Below are 22,201 nucleotides of genomic sequence, written 5' to 3' on the forward strand. Positions count from 1 at the left end.
GCCCCCGCGGGGCGGCCGGCCCGGTCTGGGGGGTCGCAAGGGGGGGGGGTTCAGAGAAGGTTGCCGGGGGGCCGGGTTCCCCTCCCCCCCCCCACAAGGCCCCGCCGGGATGCGCCGCGAGCGTCGTCCTCGACCGGGATCACCTCGCCGGCCACGGCGCGACCACGCTGCGGATCGTCCCGTCCGGCATTCTCATGGAGAGCGTGCGAAAGCCAGGACCGGGCCGGCCCTGGATGCCGCAGCCGCAGGCCGGGGCGCGCGCCCCGGCAGGGCTTCCCGCCCAGCCTCCCGGCGCCGGCGGGGACGAGCCGGGACCGGAGGGGAAAGTGCCGTGAGGGGGCGCCCTTCACGGCCGGCTCCCCGGCTCAGTACCGTCGCACGAGGCTGACAAGCTTGCCCTGGATGCGCACGCGGTCGGGTCCGAGGACCCGCGTCTCGTAGGCGGCGTTGGCGGGTTCGAGCGCGATGGAGGAGCCGCGCTTGCGCAGGCGCTTCAGTGTCGCCTCCTCGTCGTCGATGAGGGCGACCACGATGTCGCCGGTATTGGCCGCGTCCTGGCGGCGGATGACGACCGTATCGCCGTCGAGGATGCCGGCCTCGACCATCGAATCGCCCTTCACCTCGAGGGCGTAATGCTCCCCGCCCGCCATCAGGAAATCGGGCGAGAGGATGATGGAATGGGAGGGGTTCTGGATCGCCGAGATCGGTGTGCCGGCCGCGATCCGGCCCATGACCGGGATCGAGACGGAGCGATCCGGCGCGGCGACCCGAGGCTTGCCGAAATTGCCGGCGACGACGTTCGGCGCGATCCGGGGCCGGGCCGCGGCCTCGGGCAGCCGGATGACCTCGAGCGCCCGGGCGCGGTTCGGCAGCCGGCGGATGAAGCCGCGCTCCTCGAGGGCTGTGATCAGTCGGTGGATGCCCGATTTCGATTTCAGCTCCAGCGCCTCCTTCATCTCGTCGAAGGAGGGCGGCACGCCCGTCTCGCGCACGCGCTCATGGATGAAGCGGAGCAGTTCGTTCTGCTTGCGGGTCAGCATGGTCGCCCTCCTGCCACGGCCGACTCGGAGAGTCGAAACAAATCATGAACACCGTAACTGTTCCGCTAATGTTCCACAAGCGGCCGGCAGGATTTTGCTCCTTTTATTCCGCCGGCACGGGCATCGCCTTGGCCCATAATTCGGGCTCCAGCTCCTCGCGCCGGTCGGGGAAGAAGAGAGCGCAGAGGAGCGTGATCACCGCGAAGGCGGCGAGGACGAGCGTCACCGCGGTCAGGCTTCCCGTCCGCTCGTGCAGGATGCCGACGAGGGGAGCCGCCGCGGCCGCCCCCAGGAAGCCGACGAAGAAGCGGACCGAATAGAGCTTCGCCCGCAGCGGCGGGGCGATGTAGCGCGCCGTCATGGTCTCGTTCACGGTCACCTGGCCGAAGATCACGGCCGCCACGAGCCCCGCGAGGGGCAGGGAGATCCAGCCATCCGCGAAGGCGAGGGCGCCGAGCGCGGGCGCGAGGATGCAGGCGAGGGGCACGAAGACGCGCTTCAGCGTCTTCCTGTCGATCAGCCGGCCGACCGTGAACTGCGTCACCGCTCCGCACAGGGTCACCGCGAAGGCCAGGACGCCGACGAGGGGCAGGAGGCGCGCATCGCTCGCGAGGCGTTCCTGCATCAGCTTGGGCAGGAGGATCGTATAGGCGTTGAAGACGAGGCCCGAAACGATCGCGACGAGCAGCAGCACGATCACCGCCCGGCGGACGAGATGGCGCGGGATCGCCGGGAACGCCTTCGCGGAGACATGGGCCGCATGGTCGTATTCGGGCACCGGCAGCCACAGGAGCCCGAGCAGGATCGCGAAGCCCCCCGGCACGAAGAACGCCATGCGCCAGCCGAACTGGCCCGCGAGGAAGGCCGTGACGATGGGGGCGCTCGCGACCCCGACATTGCCGAAGACCCCGTTGACCCCGATCTGGGCGCCGGGCCTGGAGCCGGCCGCCTCGACCAGCATCGCGGTGCCGATCGGGTGGTAGATGGCCGCGAAGGCGCCGGCCGCCCCGAGCGTCGCCGCCAGCATCAGCGGCGTCGAGACGAGCCCGGCCGCGATCAGCGACAGCCCCGTCCCGAAGCAGAAGACGAGCATCATGACGCGCCGGCCGAATTTCGCCGCGAGCCAGCCCTGGGGCAGGGAGATCACGCCGTAGAGCACGAACATCGCCGTCGCGAGGGCGAGGACCGGCCCGTAATCGGAGCCGAATTCCCCGCCCGGCCGCGCCATCACCAGGACCGCCGTCGGGAGGATCAGCAGGCAGTAATGGGTGAGGAAATGGGCCGCGTTGATGAAGAAGATCTGGCGTCTGGCGGCTTTCTGCGTGTCGGCCACGCGCGCCTCCCGGAATGTCGTGATGCTTTCCTATGCAGCGGCGGATGACGGGCGTCCATGCCACGCGCGCCGGCTCAGCCTTGCCGCATCGGCATGGGGCGGGGCGGGTCAGATGCCGTCCAACGCGGTGCGCAGGCGGATTGATCTTCGTACACGATTTGTTCTATGGATCGCGCGCGGGCCGGCTCTTTGTCCCAGCCGGCTGCGCGGCCTATATCGAGACGATGCCCAAGCCCGACGACCTCTTCGACCGCTCGCGCCCGCGCGATTTCGGCGATGCCCGCGTGATCTCGGTGCGCGGCGCGCGCGAGCACAACCTCAAGAACGTCGACCTCACGATCCCGCGCGACAGGCTGGTCGTGTTCACGGGGCTCTCGGGCTCGGGCAAGTCCTCGCTTGCCTTCGACACGATCTATGCCGAGGGGCAGCGGCGCTATGTCGAATCGCTCTCGGCCTATGCGCGCCAGTTCCTGGAGATGATGCAGAAGCCCGATGTCGACCAGATCGACGGGCTCTCCCCGGCCATCTCGATCGAGCAGAAGACGACCTCGAAGAATCCGCGTTCGACGGTCGGCACGGTCACGGAGATCTACGACTATATGCGCCTTCTCTGGGCGCGGGTCGGGGTGCCCTATTCGCCCGCGACGGGGCTGCCCATCGAGAGCCAGACCGTCCAGCAGATGGTGGATCGCATCGTCGCGCTGCCCGAGAAGACGCGACTCTACCTGCTGGCGCCGGTCGTGCGCGACCGCAAGGGCGAGTACCGTAAGGAGATCGCCGAGTTCCAGAAGAAGGGCTATCAGCGCCTCAAGGTGGACGGGCAGTTCTACGCCATCGACGAGGTGCCGACGCTCGACAAGAAATACAAGCACGACATCGACGTCGTCATCGACCGGCTCGTGGTGCGTCCCGACATGGGCGCGCGCCTTGCCGACAGCCTGGAGCAGGCGCTCGAGATGGCCGACGGCATTGCCATCATCGAGTTCGCGGACACGCCGCCGCCCCTCTCCCCCCTTGTGGGGGAGATCGAGTCGCGAAGCGACCGAGAGGGGGGAGGAAACGACGACGGTCCAGGCGCGGGCACCTCCCTCCCTAGCCCTCCCCCACAAGGGGGGAGGGGACGGGGCGGTGGCGGGGAGAGGGCGGCTCTCCCCCGGCGCATCACCTTTTCCTCGAAATTCGCCTGCCCGGTTTCCGGCTTCACGATTCCCGAGATCGAGCCGCGGCTCTTCTCCTTCAACTCGCCGACCGGCGCCTGCCCGGCCTGCGCCGGCATCGGCCACGAGATGCGGATCGATCCGAACCTCGTCGTGCCGAACGGCGAGATCACGCTGAAGAAGGGCGCCATCGCGCCGTGGGCCAAGTCGACCTCGCCCTATTACGGCCAGACGCTCGACGCCCTCGCGAAGCACTATGGCTTCTCGACAGCCGCCAAATGGAGCGCCCTGCCGGAGAAGGCGCGCCAGGTGATCCTCTACGGCTCGGGCGGCGAGGCGATCCGCATGGCCTATAACGACGGCCTGCGCGCCTACGAGGTGAACAAGCCCTTCGAGGGCGTCGTCACCAATCTGGAGCGGCGCTATCGCGAGACGGAAAGCGACTGGGCGCGCGAGGAGATCTCGCGCTTCATGTCCGAGACACCCTGCCGGACCTGCGGCGGTAAAAGGCTCAAGCCCGAGGCCCTCGCCGTGAAGGTGGACGGGCTCGACATCTCGGAGGCGACGTCCCGCTCGATCCGCGAGGCTGTGGCCTGGGCAATCTCCCTGCCGGAGCGCCTCAGCCCGAAGCAGAACGAGATTGCAACGCGCATCCTCAAGGAGATCCGCGACCGCCTGACCTTCCTCTCCGATGTCGGGCTCGACTATCTGACGCTCGCCCGTGCCTCGGGCACGCTCTCGGGCGGCGAGAGCCAGCGCATCCGCCTCGCCTCGCAGATCGGCTCGGGGCTCACGGGCGTGCTCTACGTGCTCGACGAACCGTCCATCGGCCTCCACCAGCGCGACAACGAGCGCCTGCTCGGCACGCTGAAGAGGCTGCGCGACCTCGGCAATTCCGTCATCGTCGTCGAGCACGACGAGGATGCCGTGCGCCAGGCCGATTACGTGGTCGATATCGGGCCGGGCGCGGGCATTCACGGCGGCGAGATCGTCTCCCAGGGCACGCCCGAGGAGGTGATGGCCGATCCGGCCTCGCTGACCGGCGATTATCTCACCGGCCGCAAGAGCGTGCCCATGCCCGCAAAGCGGCGCAAGCCCGACAAGGCGCGCCAGATCAGGCTCGTCGGCGCGCGCGGCAACAATCTCAAGGACGTGACGGCCGAGGTGCCGCTCGGCCTCCTCACCTGCATCACAGGGGTCTCGGGCGGGGGTAAGTCGACCCTCGTCATCGATACGCTCTACCGGGCCGTCGCGCGCCGCCTCGCCAATGCGGCGGAGCATCCGGCTCCCTTCGAGCGGATCGAGGGGCTGGAGATGCTCGACAAGGTCATCGACATCGACCAGTCGCCGATCGGCCGCACGCCGCGCTCGAACCCGGCCACCTATATCGGCGCCTTCACGCCCATCCGCGACTGGTATGCGGGCCTGCCGGAGGCCAAGGCGCGCGGCTACGGGCCGGGCCGCTTCTCCTTCAACGTGAAGGGCGGGCGCTGCGAGGCTTGCGCCGGCGACGGCGTCATCAAGATCGAGATGCACTTCCTGCCGGACGTCTACGTCACCTGCGACGTCTGCAAGGGCAAGCGCTACGACCGCGAGACGCTGGAGGTGAAGTTCCGCGAGAAGTCCATCGCGGACGTGCTCGACATGACGGTCGAGGAGGCGACGGAGCTGTTCCGGGCCGTCCCGACCATCCGCGACAAGCTCGCGACGCTCTGCCGGGTCGGGCTCGACTATGTCCATGTGGGCCAGCAGGCGACGACGCTCTCGGGCGGCGAGGCGCAGCGCGTGAAGCTCGCCAAGGAGTTGTCCAAGCGCTCGACCGGCCGCACCCTCTACATCCTCGACGAGCCGACGACGGGCCTGCATTTCCACGACGTCGCCAAGCTCCTGGAACTGCTGCACGAACTCGTGGCGCAGGGGAACACGGTGGTCGTGATCGAGCACAACCTGGAGGTCATCAAGACGGCCGACTGGGTCATCGACATGGGCCCCGAAGGCGGCGACGGCGGCGGCACCATCGTTGCGCAGGGGACGCCGGAGGAGATCGCGAAAAGCCCCGCGAGCCATACGGGGCGATTCCTGCGGGAGGTGCTGAAGCGGCGGCCGGTGGCTGAAGCGGGTGCGAAGCGGGAGACGCGCAAGAGAAAGCCGGCCGGATCGACGCGGCGCGAGGCGGCGGAGTAGGGCGGAGGCTTGGGTGCTTCGCCGGCTTTCTCAAAAGGATGCCGGAAGGCGACGCACGCATCGCCCTACGAGATCGGGTAAAGTCGGATAGACTTCAAACTCCGGCCTCCTCATGATCCTCCACTATCATCCCCTTTCCTCCTTTTGTCACAAGGCCTTGATTGCGCTGTACGAGAAGGGCGCCGCCTTCGAGCCGAAGCTCGTCGATCTGTCCGACGAGGCGCAGGCGGCGGCCTTGCGGGCCATCTGGCCGATGCGAAAGTTCCCGGTATTGGAGGATGCGGGACGGATCGTGCCTGAAGCCTCCGTCGTCATCGATTACCTCGATGCCTTCCATGGCGGCTCGCCACTCGTGCCGGCCGAGCCGGACGCGATGATCGAGACGCGTCTCCTCGACCGCGTCTTCGACAACTATGTCCACCTGCCCATGCAGAAGGTCATGCTCGACCTTCTGAAGCCCGCCGAGGCGAAGGATCCGGGCGGGGTGGAGGAGGCGCGGCGCACCATCCGCACGGCCTATGGGCTCCTCGATGCGCGGCTTGCCGGCCGGCACTGGGCCGCGGGCGAGGCTTTCACCCTGGCCGATTGCGCCGCGGCACCTGCGCTCTTCTATGCGCGCGTCGCCGTGCCCGCCGACGATCATCCGACGCTCGCCGCCTATTTCGAGCGCCTGATCGCACGGCCCTCCGTCGCACGGGTTCTCGACGAGGCCCGGCCCTGGTTCCGCTTCTTCCCGATGATCGACCGGTTGGAGGCGCGGTTCCGCTAGGGCCGCATCATTCGCGCAGGCGCGGCGCGAGGATGCGGACCGGCTCGGCGAGGCCCTTCACCTCGTGCAGCCCAAGATCGTCCAGCGGCTCGTCCAGGAGGCGGGCCACGGCCTCGGTGAGCAGGATCGGCCGGCCGAGCGGGCGGCACAGGCCCTCGACGCGGCTCGCGAGGTTCACGGCGCGGCCGATCACGGTGAAGTCGAGGCGCGCGGGCGCGCCTACATTGCCGAAGAAGACGCGGCCGAAATGGAGCCCGATCCCGGTCGCGAGCGGGCGCCAGCCCTCGGCCTTCGCGAGCGGGGCGGGCGGGGCGGGCGGGGCGGCGTTCAGCCTGTCGAGATGGGCGAGGGCGCGCCGGGCGGCACGAAGCGCGCCCGCCGCGGGCTCGCGCGCTTCGCCGCCGCGCCGGCCGAAGGCGGCGAGAAGGCCGTCGCCGATGAATTTCAGCACCTCCCCGCCCTCCGCCATCACGGCCTCGGCCATCACGTCGAAATAGGCGTCGAGCAGGGCGAGCATCGTCTCCGGCGGCAGGCGCTCGGACAAAGTCGTGAAGCCGCGAAGATCCGACATCCAGATCGTCGCCTCGTCGATTTCGCCCGCGCCCCGGCTGATCGTCCCGTCGAGGACGCGGATCCCGGCCTCCTCGCCGAGATAGGTGCGCACGATGTTCCGGGCGATCCGGCTGGCGACGTGCCGTTGCAGATGCAGGGCGAAGATACGCACGAGGCGCTCGACGGCCTCGAGCGCGCCCGGCGCGAAGCCGCCCGGGCGGCTCGTCGCGACGGTGACGGCGTTGTGCCGTCCGCGATCCCGCCCGACCGGGATCGCGGCATATTCGGTGAAGCCCTGCCCGGCGAACTGCTCGAAGATCGGAAACCGCGCCTTCGCGGCCGGATCGTCGATCATGCCGCGGAACGGCTCGCCATGCTCGATGACGCCGTAGATCGGATTGCGGCGGAAGCTGTCATGCGCGACCGCCTCCGGCGCGACGCGAATTTCGTCGCAGGTCCGGGTGGCGCGGCTCCAGTTCCAGGCGACGCCGATCGCTTGCGGATGAAGGGTGCCCGCATGGGCGCTGAAGCGATCGACGCCGAGGCCGGCGGCCCAAAGGCGCCAGGCCAGCCGGTCGATGAGAGCCGCCGTGTCGTCCTCGTCGATCGCCGGGCCGAGAAGCCACGCCTCGATGTCCGCGGGCGTCGTGGGTCCGGGGTCCGGTCCCTCGCGCGTGAGGCGGCGGACGAGCGTGACGGTGGGCGGATAGAGGTTCGGTTCAGAGGGCGGCGAGGGCATGCGGGCACTCCTTGCACGAAACGGGCGCCGATGGCGGCTTCTGCCCTCGGGCGGCTCAGACCGCCAGATAGGCGTCCCGGACGGCCGGGTTCGCCTCCAGTTCCGCGATGGTGCCGGAAAAGCGGACGCGACCGCTTTCCAGGATCACTGCGCGGTCGCAGATGAGCCGGGCGAAATGCAGGTTCTGCTCGGAGAGCAGGATCGACAGCCCCTCCCGCTTGAGCGCGAGGAGCACGCGGGCCATCTCCTCGATGATCTTCGGGGCGAGGCCCTCGGAGGGCTCGTCGAGAAGGACGAGGCGCGGATTGCCCATGAGGGTGCGGGCGATGGTTAGCATCTGCTGCTCGCCTCCGCTCATGCGCCCGCCCGGACGGCTGCGCATCTGCGCGAGGTTCGGGAAGAGCGCGTAGAGCCGCTCGGGGGTCCAGTGGGGCGCGCCGGCCCGGGGCGGCTGGCGTCCGACCTCGAGATTCTCGGCGACTGTCAGCTCGGTGAAGACGCGCCGGTCCTCGGGCACGTAGCCGAGGCCCCGCCGGACGATGGCCGGGGTCGACAGGCGAAGGATGTCCTCACCCTCGAAGAGGATGCGTCCGGTCCGCCTCGGCAGGAGGCCGACAATGGCCTTGAGGGTGGTCGACTTGCCCGCGCCGTTGCGCCCGAGCAGCGCCACGACCTCGCCGGCGCCGACGGAAAGCGACACGTCGAACAGGGCCTGGGCCGGCCCGTGCCAGGCCGCGAGGCGTTCCACCTCAAGCATGGGCGGGCCCCGCGGCGAAGGTCAGGCCCTCGCCGAGATAGATCGCTTTCACGGCTGGATCGTCGCGGATCTGCGCGGGCGTGCCCGAGGCGACGATGCGGCCGCGATCGAGCACGAGGATGCGGTCGGCATGCTCGAAGACCACATCCATGTCGTGCTCCGTGAAGAGAACGCCGATGCCGGCGCCGCGGGCGATCGCGGCTGCGGCGCGCATCGTCTCCACGCGGTCGGCCGGGGCCATGCCGGCGGTCGGCTCGTCCATGAGGAGGAGGCGTGGTGCGTTGGCGAGCGCGAGCGCGAGTTCCAGGCGCTTGAGGTCGCCGTAGGAGAGGGTGCCGCAGGGATGGTCGCGCTCCTCCGCCAGCCCGACCCGGTCGCAGAGCCGCCGGGCCTCCTCCCGCTGCTCGCGGGAGGCGAGGCCCCAGGGGCGCCAGAGCCGGCCCGCATGCGACAGCAAAGCCACCTGCACGTTCTCGATGACGGTCATCGAGCCGAAGGCCGCGGCGATCTGGAAGGTGCGGCCGACGCCGAGGCGCCAGACCTCGCGCGGGGTCATCCCGGCCGTGTCGCGGCCATTGATGCGGACCGTGCCGGAATCGGGCCAGATCTGTCCGTTCAGCATGTTGAAGCAGGTCGATTTGCCGGCCCCGTTCGGGCCGATCACCGCGAGGATCTCGCCGGGCGCGAGCGTGAAGGACACCTCGCGGACGGCGTGGACGCCCCCGTAGGATTTGGAGAGGCCGGAGACTTCGAGGAGGGCAGGGGTCACGGGCGCGCCCCGCGGGCGCGGTGGCGGAGAGCGTCGAGCGAGCCGACGACGCCGCGCGGAAACGCGACGACGAGCGTGATGATGACGAGGCCGAGGACGAGCTTCGAGGAATCCGTCTGGCTCATGAGCACGATCGACAGCGCCCGAAAGAGCAGCGCGCCGATCACGCCGCCCGACACGGTCTCGACGCCGCCGAGCAGCACCATCACCAGCCCGTCGACGGAGGTCGGGATGCCCAGCGCGTCGGGGAAGACGCTGCCCTTGAGATAGGCGAAGAGGGCGCCGGCGAGGCCCGCGGCGAGGCCGGCGATCACGAGAGCGCGCCATTGGAGGCTCTTGCGGTCGATCCCGATCGCCTCTGCTCGCAGCCCGCTGTCGCGCACGGCGCGCAACGCGAAGCCGAAGGGCGAGAAGACGATGACGCGCAGCGCGGCGACGCCGAGGACCGCGAGGGCGAGGCAGAGCCAGTAGAAGGCGGCCGGGCTCGCGGCCCAGGAGGGCGGCCATACGCCGAGAATGCCGTTGTCGCCGCCCGTGACCGAGGTCCATTGGAACGCGACCGACCACGTGATCTGCGCGAAGGCGAGGGTCAGCATCGCGAAATAGACGCCCGCGAGCCTGACGCAGAACCAGCCGAAGGCCGCCGCTCCGGCCGCGGCGAGGAGCATTCCGGCGAGGAAGCCGGCGGGCATCGGCCAGCCGAGGCCCTTGGCCGCGAGCGCCGCGCCATAGGCGCCCAGGCCGAAATAGGCGGCATGGCCGAAGGAGACGAGGCCGCCCGTCGACATCATGAACTGCAACGATGCCGCAAAGAGCGCGAAGACCAGCAATTCGGCGCCAACCGTCAGGACATAGCCTCCCGCGACGAGGGGCAGGAGGGCGGCGAGCGCGACCCCGGCGGCTGTCCAGGCACGCTCGCGGGTGTCCATGGGACGCCACGGCCGGATGGTTATGGCGACGGCGGGGCGGGGTGCGCCTTCCGGCCGCCCAAAGAGGCCGAAAGGCCGGGCCACGAGCACGATCGCCATCACCGCGAAGACGATGACAAGCGAGACCTGCGGCAGCACCAGGATGCCGAGCGCGTTCAGCTCCGAGACCAGGAAGGCCGCGACGAAGGCGCCCGCGACGCTGCCGAGGCCGCCCACCACGACCACGACGAAGGCCTCGACGATGATCTGAAGGTCCATCGCGTGGCTGACGCCGCCGCGCGGAAGCTGGAGAGCGCCGCCGAGGGCGGCCAGGAAGATGCCGAGCGCGAAGACGCCCGTGAAGAGCCATTTCTGGTGAACCCCCAGCGCGGCCACCATGTCGCGGTCCTGCGTCGCGGCGCGGACCAGGATGCCGAAGCGCGTCCTGTGGAAGAGGAGCCACAGCGCGCCGAGGACCGCCGGGCCGAGGAAGACGAGAAAGAGATCGTAGGCGGGGATCTGCTGGCCGAGGATCTCCACGGCGCCGCGCAGGCCCGGCGCCCGGCGCCCCACGAGATCCTCCGGCCCCCAGATCGCCACGGCCAGGTCCTGGAAGACCAGGGTGACGCCGAAGGTCGCGAGCAACTGGAGCAATTCCGGCGCATGATAGATGCGGCGCAGGAGGACGATCTCGATCACGGCGCCCAAGGCCGCGATCGCCAGGGCCGCGAGGAGGATGCCGCCCCAGAAGCCGGCGGCGCCGTCGAGGCGCTCCGTCAGGGTCCAGGCGAGATAGGCCCCGGCCATGTAGAAAGCGCCGTGGGCGAAGTTCACGATGCGCGTGACGCCGAAGATGATCGACAGTCCCGACGCGACGAGGAACAGCGACGACGCTCCGGCGAGGCCGGTCAGGAACTGGGCGAGGAGGACATCCATCGGAAGCGTCTGCGGGAAGGCTGCGCCCTCATCCCCGCCTCAATCCTGCGGCCTCATCTTGCGCACCTCCTCGTCGGAGGGAAGATATTTGGCGCCGTCGCGATATTGCGCATCGCGCATCACGCCCTTGCCGCCTTCGAGGCCCGTCCGCCCGACGAAGGCCCCGACCGTGGACTGGTGGTCGATCGCGCGGAAGGTCGCCGGCCCGAAGGGGCTGTCGAAGGAGATGCCCTCCGCCGCCTTGACCAGCGCCTCCGTGTCGGTCGAGCCGGCCTTGGCGACGATGGCGGCGATCGCGTGCACGAGCGAATAGCCGACCACGGAGCCGAGGCGGGGATAGTCGTTCCACCTCGCCTGATAGGCTTTCAGGAACGCCTCGTGCTCGGGCGTATGGATCGCACGCCAGGGATATCCGGTCACGATCCAGCCCTCCGGCGTCTCGTCCTTGAGGGGATCGAGATATTCCGGCTCGCCCGTCAGGAACGAGACCACGGCGCGGTCCTTGAAGAGGCCGCGCGTATTGCCCTCGCGGACGAGCTTCACGAGGTCGGGGCCGAAGGTGACGTTCAGGATCGCGTCGGGCTTCAGCGCCGCGATCGCCTGGACGACCGGGCCCGCCTCGATCTTGCCCTGGGTCGGCCATTGCTCGCCGACCCATTCGATGTCGGGCCGCTTCCTGGAGAGAAGCTCCTTGAACACCTTCACGGCCGATTGGCCGTATTCGTAGTTCGGGGCGATGGTCGCCCAGCGCCTGGCCGGGAGCTTCGCCGCCTCCTCGGCCAGCATCGCGGCCTGCATGTAGTTCGAGGGCCGCAGGCGGAAGGTGTAGCGGTTGCCGGCCGACCAGACCATGGCGTCCGTCAGCGGCTCGCTCGCGAGGTAGAAGATCTTCTTCTGCTTGGCGTAATCGGCGAGAGCGAGGCCGACATTCGAGAAGAAGCCGCCGGCGATCATGGCGACGCCCTCCCGCGCCACCAGCTCGTTGGCGGCGGTGACGGCATCGGCGGGCTTGCCGCCGTCGTCCCGGGTGATCACGACGAGCTTCTTGCCGAGAAGGCCGCCCTTGGCGTTGATCTCCTCGACGGCGAGCTGGATCGCCTTGCGATAGGGCTCGGTGAAGGCCGGCAGGCCGGAATAGGAATTGACCTCGCCGATCCTGATCTCGCCCTCCTGGGCGAGGGCCGGCAGGCCGGAAAGCCCGGCGGCCAGCGCCAGCGACGCCAAAATGGCCCGTCTCGTGTCCATGCCGTTCCTCTCGGGACTTGTCGCCGGAGCCGGCTCTTAGAGCATTTTCGAGCGACGCGGAGCCGGCTCGCGCGAAGAAAATGTGGGCCGGACGAAGAAGAGCGCGCGGCGCGACGGCTTCATCCGGGCGCCGGCTTCGCGCCCGGCGGGGCCGGCAGGTCCTGCCAATGCGTCGGCTGGTCCTCGTCTCCGAGGCTGACGGGAGCCTGCATGCGCGACAGCCACGCATCGTCCTCCTCGCTGTGGAGCGCGATGATCGCGCCCCATCGGGGCGAATAGACGAGAAGCTCGATATCGTTCGGAGCCGATTCGATCGGCTGCCATTCCCTTGTAGGCATACGGACACTTTCCAGCTACGCCTCGCAACGCGCGGGACGCCCGATCGGATGCATATGTCCATGTCATCAGCCGTTATCGATCTGGGAGTCGAGGAGGTCGCGGCGGGTCTCGCGGACGGGACGATCCTCCTCGTCGACGTCCGCGAGCCTCACGAGCAGGCGCGGGGAACGATCCCCGGCTCGCTCTCGATGCCGCTCTCGCGATTCGATCCGGCGGCGCTGCCCGCGGCGGAGGGAAGGCGGCTGGTCTTCTCCTGCGCCGCAGGAGTGCGCTCGCGGATCGCGATCGAGGCGGCGAGGCGGGCCGGACTCGAGGTCGGCGCGCATCTCGCGCCGGGCTTCAAGGGCTGGGCGGCGGCCGGCATGCCGGTCGCGCGTCCGACTATCGGCTAGTGCGGCGGCGGCCTCGCCGTGTGTCACCACACCTGACTTTCACGGCCGCCCTCGTTATGGGCGCCTGAGGAGCGGAAGGGATGAAGTTGCCGAATTGGCGGTTTTTGCTGGCCGGGGCCGTGCTTCTCGCGGCGCAGCCGGCTCTGGGGCAGGCCCCCGGCGGGGCGCCTCCCAAGGTGACGGTGGCCAAGCCGGTCGTGCGGGAAGTGGTGGAGTATGACGAGTTCACCGGCCGTTTCGCGGCGGTGGATTCGGTGGACGTGCGCGCCCGGGTCACCGGCTACCTCGAGAAGGTGGGCTTCGCCGACGGCGCCGACGTCAACAAGGACGACGTGCTCTTCGTGATCGACCGGCGGCCCTATAAGGCCGCCCTCGACCAGGCCACCGCCAGCGTCGCCTCCGCCCAGGCCCGGCTGGTTTTCGCCCAGACCGATTACGAGCGGGCCAATTCCCTCCAGAAGACGGGCAATATCTCCGACCAGACGGTCGACCAGCGCCGCCAGGCCTTCGTGAGCGCCCGCGCCGATCTCGACAGCGCCCAGGGGGCGCTCCGCAACGCGCAATTGAATTACGATTTCACCGAGGTCCGCGCGCCGATCTCGGGGCGGATCAGCCGGCGCAACATTTCCGTCGGCAACCTCGTCAACGCCAACGACACGCTGCTGACGAACATCGTCTCGACCGACCCGATCTATTTCTATTTCGACGTCGACGAGCGGTCCTATCTCGCCTTTGCGCGGCAGATGCTGGTGGAGAGCCAGGCCGGACGCGCCATGATGTCCTCCGCTCTCGTGGGCGTCACCGACGAATCCGAGCCGACCCGGCCGGCGCGGATCGACTTCAGGAACAACGCCATCGACCGGGCGAGCGGCACCCTCCAGGTCCGCCTGATCGTCGACAACAAGGATCGGTTCCTGGTGCCCGGCCTGTTCGGCCGGACCCGGATCCCGTCCTCGCCTCCGCACCAGGGAATCCTCATCCCCGACGAGGCGGTGGCGACCGATCTCGACCGGCGCTTCGTCTGGACCGTCGCCGCCGACGGCTCGGTCGCCGCCAAGTCCGTCCGCCTCGGCCCCAAGATCGACGGCTACAGGCTCGTCCGCGAGGGCCTCGACGGCACGGAGACGATCGTCATCAACGGGTTGCAGCGCGTCAGGCCCGGCGGCAAGGTCACCCCCGAGCGGCAGGAACTGCCGCCCACACGGTCGTAGCGGGCCGGCCCCATGCGCTTCGCCCATTTCTTCGTCGACAGGCCCATCTTCGCCTCGGTCCTGTCGATCATCCTCGTCCTGATCGGCTACGTCTCGTATTCGCGCCTGCCCGTCGCGCAATACCCGGAGATCGCGCCCCCCACCATCACGGTGCGCGCGAGCTATCCGGGCGCGAATGCGGAGACGGTGGCGGCCACGGTCGCGACCCCGATCGAGCAGGAGGTGAACGGCGTCGAGGACATGCTCTACATGTCCTCCTATTCCTCCGCCGACGGGTCGATGACCCTGACGATCACCTTCAAGCCGGGGACGAATCTCGACCAGGCGAACGTGCTCGTGCAGAACCGGGTCTCCACGGCGACGCCGCGGCTGCCCGCCGAGGTGCGCAACCTCGGCGTGACCACCCGGAAGGCGTCGTCGGACTTCCTGATGGTCGTGCACATGCTGTCGCCCGACGACAGCTTCGACCAGCTCTATATCTCGAACTACACCCTGATCCGCGTCCGCGACGAGCTGGTTCGCCTCGACGGCGTCGGTGACGTCACCGTGTTCGGCGCGCGCGAGTTCTCGCTCCGCGTCTGGCTCGACCCGGACAGGCTGTCCTCGTTCCAGCTTTCGACGACCGACGTCACGACCGCGTTGCAGGAGCAGAACATCCAGATCGCGGGCGGAGCCATCGGCGGCCCGCCCACACCGCCCGGCGCCCAGTTCCAGCTGATCGTGCAGACGCAGGGGCGCTTCACGACGGTCGAGCAGTTCCAGGACGTCATCGTCAAGGCGGTGGACGGGCGCCTCGTGCGGATGCGCGACGTCGCGCGGGTGGAGCTCGGCGCGCGCGACTACACGACAGGCTCCTACCTGAACGGCAAGCCCGCCATCGGCATCGGCATCTTCCAGCGCCCGGGCACGAACGCCATCGCGGCGTCGGAAGCGGTCCTCAGGAAGATGCAGCAGCTTTCGGCCCAGTTCCCGAAGGGCCTGCAATACCGCATCGCCTACAACCCGACGCTCTTCGTCGAGCAGTCGGTCCACGAGGTCTACAAGACGCTCTTCGAGGCCGTGATCCTCGTCGTCATCGTCATCCTGGTCTTCCTCCAGAACTGGCGCACGGCGATCATTCCGATCGTCGCAATCCCCGTCTCGCTGGTCGGCACCTTCGCCGCGATGAGCGCCTTCGGCTTCTCGCTCAACAACCTGTCGCTCTTCGGCCTCGTCCTCGCGATCGGCATCGTCGTCGACGACGCGATCGTCGTCGTCGAGAATGTCGAGCGCGTCATGGCGGAGGGCAAGAGTCCGCGCGAGGCGGCCCATGTCACCATGGACGAGGTGGGCGGCGCGGTGATCGCCATCGCGCTCGTGCTCTCGGCCGTCTTCGTGCCGACGGCCTTCATTCCCGGCATTTCCGGACAGTTCTACCGGCAATTCGCGCTGACCATCGCGGCGGCCACCATCATCTCGGCCTTCAACTCGCTGACGCTGTCGCCCGCGCTCTGCGCCCTGCTGCTCAAGCCGCACGGCCACGGGAGCCACGGGCGGCAGTTCATCCTGTCGCGGATGGTGAGTGCGCTCGCAAACGGGTTCAACCGCGCCTTCGACGCGCTGTCGCGGGCCTATGGGGGCCTCGTGCATCTCCTGGTGGGCGGGGTCTTCATGCGCCTCGTCATGCTCGCGGTTTATGCGGGGCTGATCGGGGCCACGATCTTCCTTGCCCGCACGACGCCGACCGGCTTCATCCCGGCGCAGGACCAGGGCTACCTGATCGCCGTCGTCCAGCTTCCCGACGGCGCCTCCCTCGCCCGGACGGAACGGGTGATGAAGCGCGCCGAGAAGATCATCGCCGACGTGCCCGGCGTCGCCGACGTGATCACGATCTCCGGCTTCAATGGGGCGACCTTCACCAATACGACCAGCGGCGGCGTGATGTTCCTGCCACTGAAGCCCTTCGCGCAGCGCACGACCCCCGACATGGCGGCGGCGGCGATCGCCGGCCAGATCGTGCAGCGCCTTTCGGTGATCCAGGACGCGATGATCTTCGCTCTGCCGCCGCCGCCCGTGCGCGGCCTCGGCAATGCCGGCGGCTTCAAGATGATGCTGCAGGACCGCACCGGCGCGGGCCTGTCGGCGCTCCTCGCCTCTGCCCGGGAGGTGATCGGGCAGGCGAACCAGAACCCCAACCTGCAGCGCGTCTTCACGACCTTCGGCAACAACACGCCGCAGATCTATCTCGACATCGACCGCACCAAGGCGCGCATGCTCGACGTGCCGCTGGGCAACATCTTCAACACTCTCCAGGTCAATCTCGGCAGCGCGTATGTCAATGACTTCAACGTCTTCGGCCGCGTCTACCAGGTCCGCGTGCAGGCCGACGACCGCTTCCGCCAGTCGCGGGAGAACATTCTCCGCCTGAAGGTGCGCAGCTCGAGCGGCGCCCTGGTGCCGCTCGGCTCCCTGGTCGATATCCGCGACACGGCCGGTGCCGACCTCGTCCAGCGCTACAACATGTACACGGCGGTGCCGATCCAGGGCGATTCGGCGCCGGGCGTGTCGTCCGGCACGGCGCTCGGCACCATGGAGCAGCTCGCGCGGATCCTGCCCGATTCGCTCGGCTACGAATGGACGGAGCTCGCCTTCCAGGAGCGCGCGGTCGGCAACACGGCGATCTTCGTCTTCGCCCTCGGCGTGCTGTTCGTGTTCCTCGTGCTCTCGGCGCAATACGAGAGCTGGTCGCTCCCGCTCGCGATCATCCTCGTCGTGCCGACCGGCGTCCTCGCCGCGCTCGGCGGCGTGATCCTGCGGGGTAAGGACAACAACATCCTGACCCAGATCGGGCTCGTCGTGCTGATCGGCCTCGCGGCCAAGAATGCGATCCTGATCGTGGAATTCGCGAGGCAGATCGAGGAGGCCGAGGAAAAGGGGCCCGTCGAGGCGGTGGTCGATGCGGCGCGGCTGCGCCTGCGGCCGATCCTGATGACCGCCTTCGCCTTCATCCTGGGCGTGGTTCCGCTCGTCGTCGCGACCGGCCCGGGCTCCGAGATGCGCCAGGCCCTCGGGACGGCGGTCTTCTTCGGCATGCTCGGTGCGACGATCTTCGGGCTCTTCCTGACGCCGGTCTTCTATGTCGTCATCCGCTTCGCCACGACGTGGCTGCGAAGGGGCCGCAAGCGGAAACCCAAGACACCGGCGGCGGGGCCGGGCGAGGGGCCTCCCGCCGCCCCGGACCCCGATCCGCTGGCTCAGGGCGTGCATTGACGGCGGGATACGCCTCTTGCGCAAGGGTCGGGTGCCGGCCGCGCGGGGCTCGATTGAAAGCCTCATCCGTTCTGGAATAATTCGAACCCGGCGGCGTCCACCGCCCCGAGGCGGAAGGAAGCCGCCGGATGCAAGGAGCCTGCATGTTTCGCTTTCTGCTCACCGGCGCGACGGTCGCCGGCATCGCGACCGCGGTCTATGCCCAGGCCGACGTCATCGCCCAGCGCCGGCAGGTGATGAAGGGCGTGGGCGCGGCCACCAAGGTCGCGGCTGCGATGGTCAAGGGCGAGAAGCCCTTCGATCTCGACGAGGCCCACAAGATCCTGAAGGTCTATGCCGACGCGGCGGCGACCTTCCCCACCTATTACCCCGAAGGCACCCGGACCGGCGGCGACACGACCGCCGCGCCGAAGATCTGGGAGCATCCGGCGGAGTTCAAGGCCGGTTTCGAGGCGTGGGCGCAGGAGGTGCAGAAGGCGGCGGCGGCGACGACGGATCTTGCGACTTTCCGCGCCTCGTTCGGCCCGGTGACCAAGCCGTGCAAGGCCTGCCATGAGAGCTTCAGGATCAAGACCTGAGCGGCCGGTGAGCCGCCGCTCGCGCGCGCCTCTCGCGGGGAAGCGGGCCGTCCGGGTCTGGGACGGCCCGACGAGGCTCTTCAAATGGCTCCTCGTCGTCACGATCCTCGTCGGATACGTCACCTATCGGGGCGGCGACGCCACCGTCGATCTGCATATCCGCAACGGCTATGCGGCCCTGATTCTCGTCGTCTTCCGCGTGATCTGGGGCTTCGCCGGCTCCTCGACGGCGAGATTCCGCACATGGCTGACATGGCCGTGGCGCGCCCTGGCCTATGGCGGGGTGCTCCTGGCCGGCCGCTCGCGATCCTATCTCGGCCATAATCCGCTCGGCGGCTGGATGATCGTCGCGCTGCTGCTGCTCGTCGCGGCCCAGGCGATTTCCGGCCTGTTCGCGGCCGATTCCAACGGCATCTATGGCGGCCCCTTCGCCAATCTGGATTTCGGCGATCCCACGCCCGCCCAGCGCACCCTCTCGCGCTGGCACCGCCTCGGCTTCTACGTCCTCCTCGGCTTCGCGGCCCTCCACGTCGTCGCGAACGTCTTCTACGAGGGGGTGAAGAAGGACCCGCTCATCCGGGCGATGGTCACCGGCCGCAAGCCGGCGGGGGATTATGCCGACGAGCCGGAAATGGTGCCGGTGCCCCATGTCTGGTTCCGCGCCGCCATCTGTCTCGCGGTCGCGGCTACCCTCGTGCTCGGAACCGTCAGGCTCTTCGGGGGCAAGCTGCCTTTCTGAGCGCTGCTATTCCATCACGGCGGCCTTCAGGATGCACACCATGGTCGCCTCTCCGGACACGTCCCCGATGCAGCGCACCGTATGGGGGCGGTCGCAGCGATAGCGCAACGTCTCGCCGGCGCGGGCCCGCTGGAGGCTTCCGGCGACCTCGACCTCGAACTCGCCCGCGCGGACGGACAGGCACTCGATCGAGCCGCGCTGATGGGCTTCCGATTCGAGCACGGCGCCGGGCTCGGCGCTGATGTCGAACCATTGCAGCCACTCGACCGTCTTGATCCAGCCGATGATGGCGAGGCGCATGCGCCCGTCATCCGAGACGAGGATCGGCGTGTCCCCGCGCGAGGATTTCTCGATGAAGGGGTCATCGCTCGTGCTCTGGAGCACGCGCTCGATGGACACGTCGAGCGCCTGGCTGAGGCGCCAGATCGTCGCGAGCGTCGGATTGGTCTCGTTGCGCTCGATCTGGCTGATGATCGACTTCGCGACGCCCGATTGCTCGGCGAGCTCCGACAGGGAAAGGTTGTACGCCTTGCGCAGCCGCTGGATCGTCTTGCCGAGCTGGCCCGACAATTCCTGGGCGCCCGCCTCGAGCCCCCGCACCCGCTCGCGTCCCTCGACCGCCATGCGCTCCTCTTGCCTCGTGGTATTTCCGCGTGAAGCGGGGCGCACCTCGCCTCGCCCGTGCACGAAAGGATGTGGCCGGGCAAAGTCAAGGACGGCGGCCGCTCACCACCAGCGATGAAAGTGATGCACGGGCCCCGATCCGGTTCCGATGGCCAGGCGGTCGGCGGCCGCGATGGCGGCGGTGACGTAGGCTTTGGCCTCGCGCACGGCCTCGGCGAGATCGAGGCCGGCGGCGAGCCGCGCGGCGATGGCGGCGGACAGGGTGCAGCCGGTGCCGTGCGTGTTCCGGGTGGCGTGCCGCGGTGCCTCCAGCCGCATCTCGCCCGCGGCCGTGACGAGGAGATCCGTGCTCTCGGAGCCGCCGCCATGACCGCCCTTCATCAGGACCGCGGGACAGCCGAGGGCGAGGAGCCGCCTGCCTTGCCTCAGCATGTCGGCCTCCGAGAGCGGCATCGGCTCGCCCAGCAGGGCGCCTGCCTCGGGCAGGTTGGGTGTGACGAGGCTCGCCAGCGGAAGGAGGGTTTCGCGGAGCGTCGCGATCGCGGAGTCCGAGATAAGCCGGTCGCCGCTTGTCGCCACCATCACGGGATCGAGCACCACGTGGCGAACGCCGTGCCGGCGCAGGCCCGCGGCGACGGCTTCGATGGTCGGCGGCTGCGAGAGCATGCCGATCTTCACCGCATCCACGGCGAGATCGCCGAGGACGCTGTCCATCTGGGTGGCGACGAAATCGGGGGGAATGTCGAGGACGGCCTGGACGCCTCGCGTATTCTGGGCGGTCAGCGCCGTCACGACGCTGGCGCCGTAGGCGCCCAGCGCCGAGAAGGTCTTGAGGTCGGCCTGGATGCCGGCCCCTCCGCCGGAATCTGAGCCGGCAATGGTCAGGGCGATCACGGTCATGGCGTCTCGTCGCCCGGCGGCGAGGCCGGGACCGGGGAGATGGCGCGCTGCAAGTCCTCGATGCACGCCTCGGCGCGCAGGATGGCCCGCTCGGCCGCCGACAGGCCGTGCAGCATCAATGCCTGCCGCCTGCAGGCCGCGTAGACGGCGGAGGTCTGCTCGTCCAGCCGGTCGCACAGCGACGCGTCGACGCCGGCCTCCCGCATGGCCCAGGCCGTGTCCTGGATCAGCTCGGCGGTCTGGAAGATCGAGGCGGCAGTGTCGCGCGCCTGCGCGACGGCGCCGGAGGGGGGAGGGGAGTCGCCCCCATCGGAGCCGGGATCTTCGGGGCCGAGCAGCGCGAGCTTCGATTCGCGGAGCGCCGCCTCGGCCTGCCCGACGAGCGCGATGAGCCTGCCGCGATCGTCGGAGCCCCGGCGCAATCCGGCCTGGCGCTCGAGGCGGGCGACCGCGTCCAGCAGCAGCGCCGTCTCCTCCGAGCGGGCGCGCCGGCCGCATTCGTCGAGGAATGCGCGCCCCTGGGCCGTCGATCCGAGAGCGTCCGCGATCTGCTCGAAAACGCTCTTCGACGAAGTCGGATTGCTCTCGCTCATGACCCAAAGGCGCCGCCAGCGACCATCTGTGGCCTCGAAACCTTTCAGGGCCGTAAGCGGGGACGCCGGAACCCTATCCCCAGAGCGCGCGGGGAGGAGCGTGGACGATGCTTCCCTCGAAGACGAGGCCCGGATCGCGGTCGCGGGCGAGCAGCAGGGGGCCGTCGAGATCCACGAAGCGGGCGCGCGGCGTCAGCAGGAAGGCCGGCGCCATGGCCAGCGAGGTCCCGAGCATGCAGCCGACCATCATCGTGAAGCCGAGCTTCTGCGCCTCCTCCGCCAAGGCCAGGGCCTCGGTGAGGCCGCCCGCCTTGTCGAGCTTGATGTTGATGGCATCGTAGCGGTTGCGAAGCCGCTCGAGGTCGGAGCGCTGGTGCAGGCTCTCGTCGGCGCAGATGGGGATCGGGTGGGAGATCGCCTCGAGGATATGGTCCTCGTCGGCCTTGACGGGCTGCTCGACGAGCTGAACCCCCGCCGCGGCGCAGGCCGCGAGATTCTCGGCGAGGTTCCCCGCATGCCAGCCCTCGTTGGCGTCGGCGATCAGCACCGCGTCCGGGGCGGCCTCCCGCACGGCGGCGATCCGCTCGGCATCGCCCTTGGGGCCTCCGAGCTTGACCTTCAGGATCGGACGGGCGGCCGCCTTCGCCGCCGCCTCCCGCATCTCCGCGACGTCTCCGAGGGAAATCGTATAGGCCGTGGTGACCGGGGGCAGCCGGTCGATTCCCGCCAGGACATGGGCGGGGATTCCGGCGCGCTTGGCGTCGAAATCCCAAAGCGCGCAATCGAGGGCGTTGCGTGCGGCCCCCGCCGGCATGGCGGCGGCCAGCTCCTGCTGCGACATCCCGCGCTCCACGGCGCCGGCCATCGCGGCGATCGCGGCGGCGACGCCTTCCGGCGTCTCGCCGTAGCGGGCATAGGGGACGCATTCGCCCCGGCCCTGCGCCGTTCCATCGCTCAGCGTCGCCGTGACGACCACCGCCTCCGTCCGGCTGCCCCGCGCGATGGTGAAGCGGCCGGCAATAGGAAAGCGCTCGATCTCGACGCTCAGCTTCAGGCTCATGCTGCCCTCTTCGAGGAGGCGGATGGACGGCGCCGGGTCCGGCGCGCTCGACGCCGCTCGCCCCGGCGGCTATCACCGCCGTCGAGACGTGCCAAGAGCGGAAAGGCGGCGGCTTGGCTTCGATGGG

Annotated in this window: 20 protein-coding genes; 8 read left to right on the forward strand and 12 right to left on the reverse strand. The window is 69.3% G+C overall.

Translation table 11 applies throughout. The features are described 5' to 3' along the window. Positions 1-335, forward strand: a 335-nt coding sequence (locus PKD06_RS09995; RefSeq protein WP_324380026.1) for a hypothetical protein, incomplete at its 5' end; no start/stop codon positions are given. A 30-nt stretch (positions 336-365) separates the two neighbouring features. On the opposite strand, the gene lexA is transcribed toward PKD06_RS09995, so the two are convergent. Both lexA and PKD06_RS10005 read right to left on the reverse strand, forming a co-directional pair. Next, positions 366-1,040, reverse strand: coding sequence for a transcriptional repressor LexA (lexA, locus tag PKD06_RS10000; protein ID WP_324380027.1), 675 nt, complete (start codon positions 1,038-1,040; stop codon positions 366-368). Positions 1,041-1,143: 103 nt separating this feature from the next. Next, entirely contained in the window at positions 1,144-2,373 is a 1,230-nt protein-coding gene (locus tag PKD06_RS10005) for an MFS transporter (protein ID WP_324380028.1), read from the reverse strand. A gap of 224 nt (positions 2,374-2,597) precedes the next feature. Between PKD06_RS10005 and uvrA the strand changes: the two genes are divergently transcribed. After that, on the forward strand, positions 2,598-5,714 hold the full coding sequence (uvrA, locus tag PKD06_RS10010; RefSeq protein WP_324380029.1) for an excinuclease ABC subunit UvrA: 3,117 nt from the start codon (positions 2,598-2,600) through the stop codon (positions 5,712-5,714). 112 nt (positions 5,715-5,826) lie between these two features. After that, positions 5,827-6,483, forward strand: coding sequence for a glutathione S-transferase family protein (locus tag PKD06_RS10015; RefSeq protein WP_324380030.1), 657 nt, complete (start codon positions 5,827-5,829; stop codon positions 6,481-6,483). A 7-nt stretch (positions 6,484-6,490) separates the two neighbouring features. On the opposite strand, the gene PKD06_RS10020 is transcribed toward PKD06_RS10015, so the two are convergent. The 6 genes from PKD06_RS10020 to PKD06_RS10045 all read right to left on the reverse strand — a co-directional run bounded on the left by PKD06_RS10020 (position 6,491) and on the right by PKD06_RS10045 (position 12,727). Continuing rightward, entirely contained in the window at positions 6,491-7,774 is a 1,284-nt protein-coding gene (locus PKD06_RS10020) for an adenylate/guanylate cyclase domain-containing protein (RefSeq protein ID WP_324380031.1), read from the reverse strand. Between the two features lie 55 nt (positions 7,775-7,829). Next, on the reverse strand, positions 7,830-8,531 hold the full coding sequence (locus tag PKD06_RS10025; protein WP_324380032.1) for an ABC transporter ATP-binding protein: 702 nt from the start codon (positions 8,529-8,531) through the stop codon (positions 7,830-7,832). Next, positions 8,524-9,300 (reverse strand): ABC transporter ATP-binding protein, encoded by a 777-nt coding sequence (locus PKD06_RS10030; protein WP_324380033.1) that lies wholly within the window; start codon positions 9,298-9,300, stop codon positions 8,524-8,526. The genes PKD06_RS10025 and PKD06_RS10030 overlap by 8 nt, the downstream gene beginning before the upstream one ends. Next, entirely contained in the window at positions 9,297-11,144 is a 1,848-nt protein-coding gene (locus tag PKD06_RS10035; protein ID WP_324380034.1) for an ABC transporter permease, read from the reverse strand. Before PKD06_RS10035 ends, PKD06_RS10030 begins: the two co-directional genes overlap by 4 nt. A 39-nt stretch (positions 11,145-11,183) precedes the next feature. After that, the gene (locus tag PKD06_RS10040; RefSeq protein ID WP_324380035.1) at positions 11,184-12,389 is read right to left on the reverse strand and encodes an ABC transporter substrate-binding protein; all 1,206 of its coding nucleotides are present in this window, start codon (positions 12,387-12,389) and stop codon (positions 11,184-11,186) included. 119 nt (positions 12,390-12,508) lie between these two features. Continuing rightward, on the reverse strand, positions 12,509-12,727 hold the full coding sequence (locus PKD06_RS10045; protein WP_324380036.1) for a DUF551 domain-containing protein: 219 nt from the start codon (positions 12,725-12,727) through the stop codon (positions 12,509-12,511). 54 nt (positions 12,728-12,781) lie between these two features. Between PKD06_RS10045 and PKD06_RS10050 the strand changes: the two genes are divergently transcribed. From PKD06_RS10050 to PKD06_RS10070, 5 genes are all read left to right on the forward strand, one after another. Then, entirely contained in the window at positions 12,782-13,120 is a 339-nt protein-coding gene (locus PKD06_RS10050) for a rhodanese-like domain-containing protein (protein WP_324380037.1), read from the forward strand. Positions 13,121-13,200: 80 nt separating this feature from the next. Then, positions 13,201-14,331, forward strand: coding sequence for an efflux RND transporter periplasmic adaptor subunit (locus tag PKD06_RS10055; protein ID WP_324380038.1), 1,131 nt, complete (start codon positions 13,201-13,203; stop codon positions 14,329-14,331). Positions 14,332-14,343: 12 nt separating this feature from the next. After that, positions 14,344-17,580 (forward strand): multidrug efflux RND transporter permease subunit, encoded by a 3,237-nt coding sequence (locus PKD06_RS10060; protein ID WP_324380039.1) that lies wholly within the window; start codon positions 14,344-14,346, stop codon positions 17,578-17,580. Positions 17,581-17,723: 143 nt separating this feature from the next. Next, positions 17,724-18,158, forward strand: coding sequence for a cytochrome c (locus tag PKD06_RS10065; protein ID WP_324380040.1), 435 nt, complete (start codon positions 17,724-17,726; stop codon positions 18,156-18,158). 7 nt (positions 18,159-18,165) lie between these two features. Then, the gene (locus PKD06_RS10070) at positions 18,166-18,897 is read left to right on the forward strand and encodes a cytochrome b/b6 domain-containing protein (RefSeq protein WP_324380041.1); all 732 of its coding nucleotides are present in this window, start codon (positions 18,166-18,168) and stop codon (positions 18,895-18,897) included. A gap of 6 nt (positions 18,898-18,903) precedes the next feature. Here the strand turns inward: PKD06_RS10070 and PKD06_RS10075 are convergent, their stop codons facing one another. The 4 genes from PKD06_RS10075 to dgcA form a co-directional block, all read right to left on the reverse strand. Continuing rightward, positions 18,904-19,521: an XRE family transcriptional regulator gene (locus PKD06_RS10075; RefSeq protein WP_324380042.1), complete on the reverse strand. Its 618-nt coding sequence runs from the start codon at positions 19,519-19,521 to the stop codon at positions 18,904-18,906. A 102-nt stretch (positions 19,522-19,623) separates the two neighbouring features. Further along, on the reverse strand, positions 19,624-20,421 hold the full coding sequence (thiD, locus tag PKD06_RS10080; protein WP_324380043.1) for a bifunctional hydroxymethylpyrimidine kinase/phosphomethylpyrimidine kinase: 798 nt from the start codon (positions 20,419-20,421) through the stop codon (positions 19,624-19,626). Next, positions 20,418-21,014 (reverse strand): hypothetical protein, encoded by a 597-nt coding sequence (locus PKD06_RS10085; protein WP_324380044.1) that lies wholly within the window; start codon positions 21,012-21,014, stop codon positions 20,418-20,420. Before PKD06_RS10085 ends, thiD begins: the two co-directional genes overlap by 4 nt. Before the next feature lie 73 nt (positions 21,015-21,087). Beyond that, the gene (gene dgcA / locus PKD06_RS10090) at positions 21,088-22,074 is read right to left on the reverse strand and encodes an N-acetyl-D-Glu racemase DgcA (protein ID WP_324380045.1); all 987 of its coding nucleotides are present in this window, start codon (positions 22,072-22,074) and stop codon (positions 21,088-21,090) included. Positions 22,075-22,201: the final 127 nt, after the last annotated feature.

Origin of the sequence: Enterovirga sp. (assembly GCF_035325185.1) — a bacterium.
In the GTDB taxonomy this organism is placed as follows: Bacteria; Pseudomonadota; Alphaproteobacteria; order Rhizobiales; family Beijerinckiaceae; genus Enterovirga.

What these genes read in the sequence shown, in the direction of transcription:
- dgcA (WP_324380045.1), bottom strand. Translation starts at nt 22,074, where the DNA reads ATGAGCCTGAAGCTGAGCGTCGAGATCGAGCGCTTTCCTATTGCCGGC.
- PKD06_RS10085 (WP_324380044.1), bottom strand. Translation starts at nt 21,014, where the DNA reads ATGAGCGAGAGCAATCCGACTTCGTCGAAGAGCGTTTTCGAGCAGATC.
- PKD06_RS10060 (WP_324380039.1), top strand. Translation starts at nt 14,344, where the DNA reads ATGCGCTTCGCCCATTTCTTCGTCGACAGGCCCATCTTCGCCTCGGTC.
- PKD06_RS10020 (WP_324380031.1), bottom strand. Translation starts at nt 7,774, where the DNA reads ATGCCCTCGCCGCCCTCTGAACCGAACCTCTATCCGCCCACCGTCACG.
- PKD06_RS10050 (WP_324380037.1), top strand. Translation starts at nt 12,782, where the DNA reads ATGTCCATGTCATCAGCCGTTATCGATCTGGGAGTCGAGGAGGTCGCG.
- PKD06_RS10075 (WP_324380042.1), bottom strand. Translation starts at nt 19,521, where the DNA reads ATGGCGGTCGAGGGACGCGAGCGGGTGCGGGGGCTCGAGGCGGGCGCC.
- PKD06_RS10055 (WP_324380038.1), top strand. Translation starts at nt 13,201, where the DNA reads ATGAAGTTGCCGAATTGGCGGTTTTTGCTGGCCGGGGCCGTGCTTCTC.
- PKD06_RS10065 (WP_324380040.1), top strand. Translation starts at nt 17,724, where the DNA reads ATGTTTCGCTTTCTGCTCACCGGCGCGACGGTCGCCGGCATCGCGACC.
- PKD06_RS10035 (WP_324380034.1), bottom strand. Translation starts at nt 11,144, where the DNA reads ATGGATGTCCTCCTCGCCCAGTTCCTGACCGGCCTCGCCGGAGCGTCG.
- PKD06_RS10025 (WP_324380032.1), bottom strand. Translation starts at nt 8,531, where the DNA reads ATGCTTGAGGTGGAACGCCTCGCGGCCTGGCACGGGCCGGCCCAGGCC.
- thiD (WP_324380043.1), bottom strand. Translation starts at nt 20,421, where the DNA reads ATGACCGTGATCGCCCTGACCATTGCCGGCTCAGATTCCGGCGGAGGG.
- uvrA (WP_324380029.1), top strand. Translation starts at nt 2,598, where the DNA reads ATGCCCAAGCCCGACGACCTCTTCGACCGCTCGCGCCCGCGCGATTTC.
- lexA (WP_324380027.1), bottom strand. Translation starts at nt 1,040, where the DNA reads ATGCTGACCCGCAAGCAGAACGAACTGCTCCGCTTCATCCATGAGCGC.
- PKD06_RS10045 (WP_324380036.1), bottom strand. Translation starts at nt 12,727, where the DNA reads ATGCCTACAAGGGAATGGCAGCCGATCGAATCGGCTCCGAACGATATC.
- PKD06_RS10015 (WP_324380030.1), top strand. Translation starts at nt 5,827, where the DNA reads ATGATCCTCCACTATCATCCCCTTTCCTCCTTTTGTCACAAGGCCTTG.
- PKD06_RS10040 (WP_324380035.1), bottom strand. Translation starts at nt 12,389, where the DNA reads ATGGACACGAGACGGGCCATTTTGGCGTCGCTGGCGCTGGCCGCCGGG.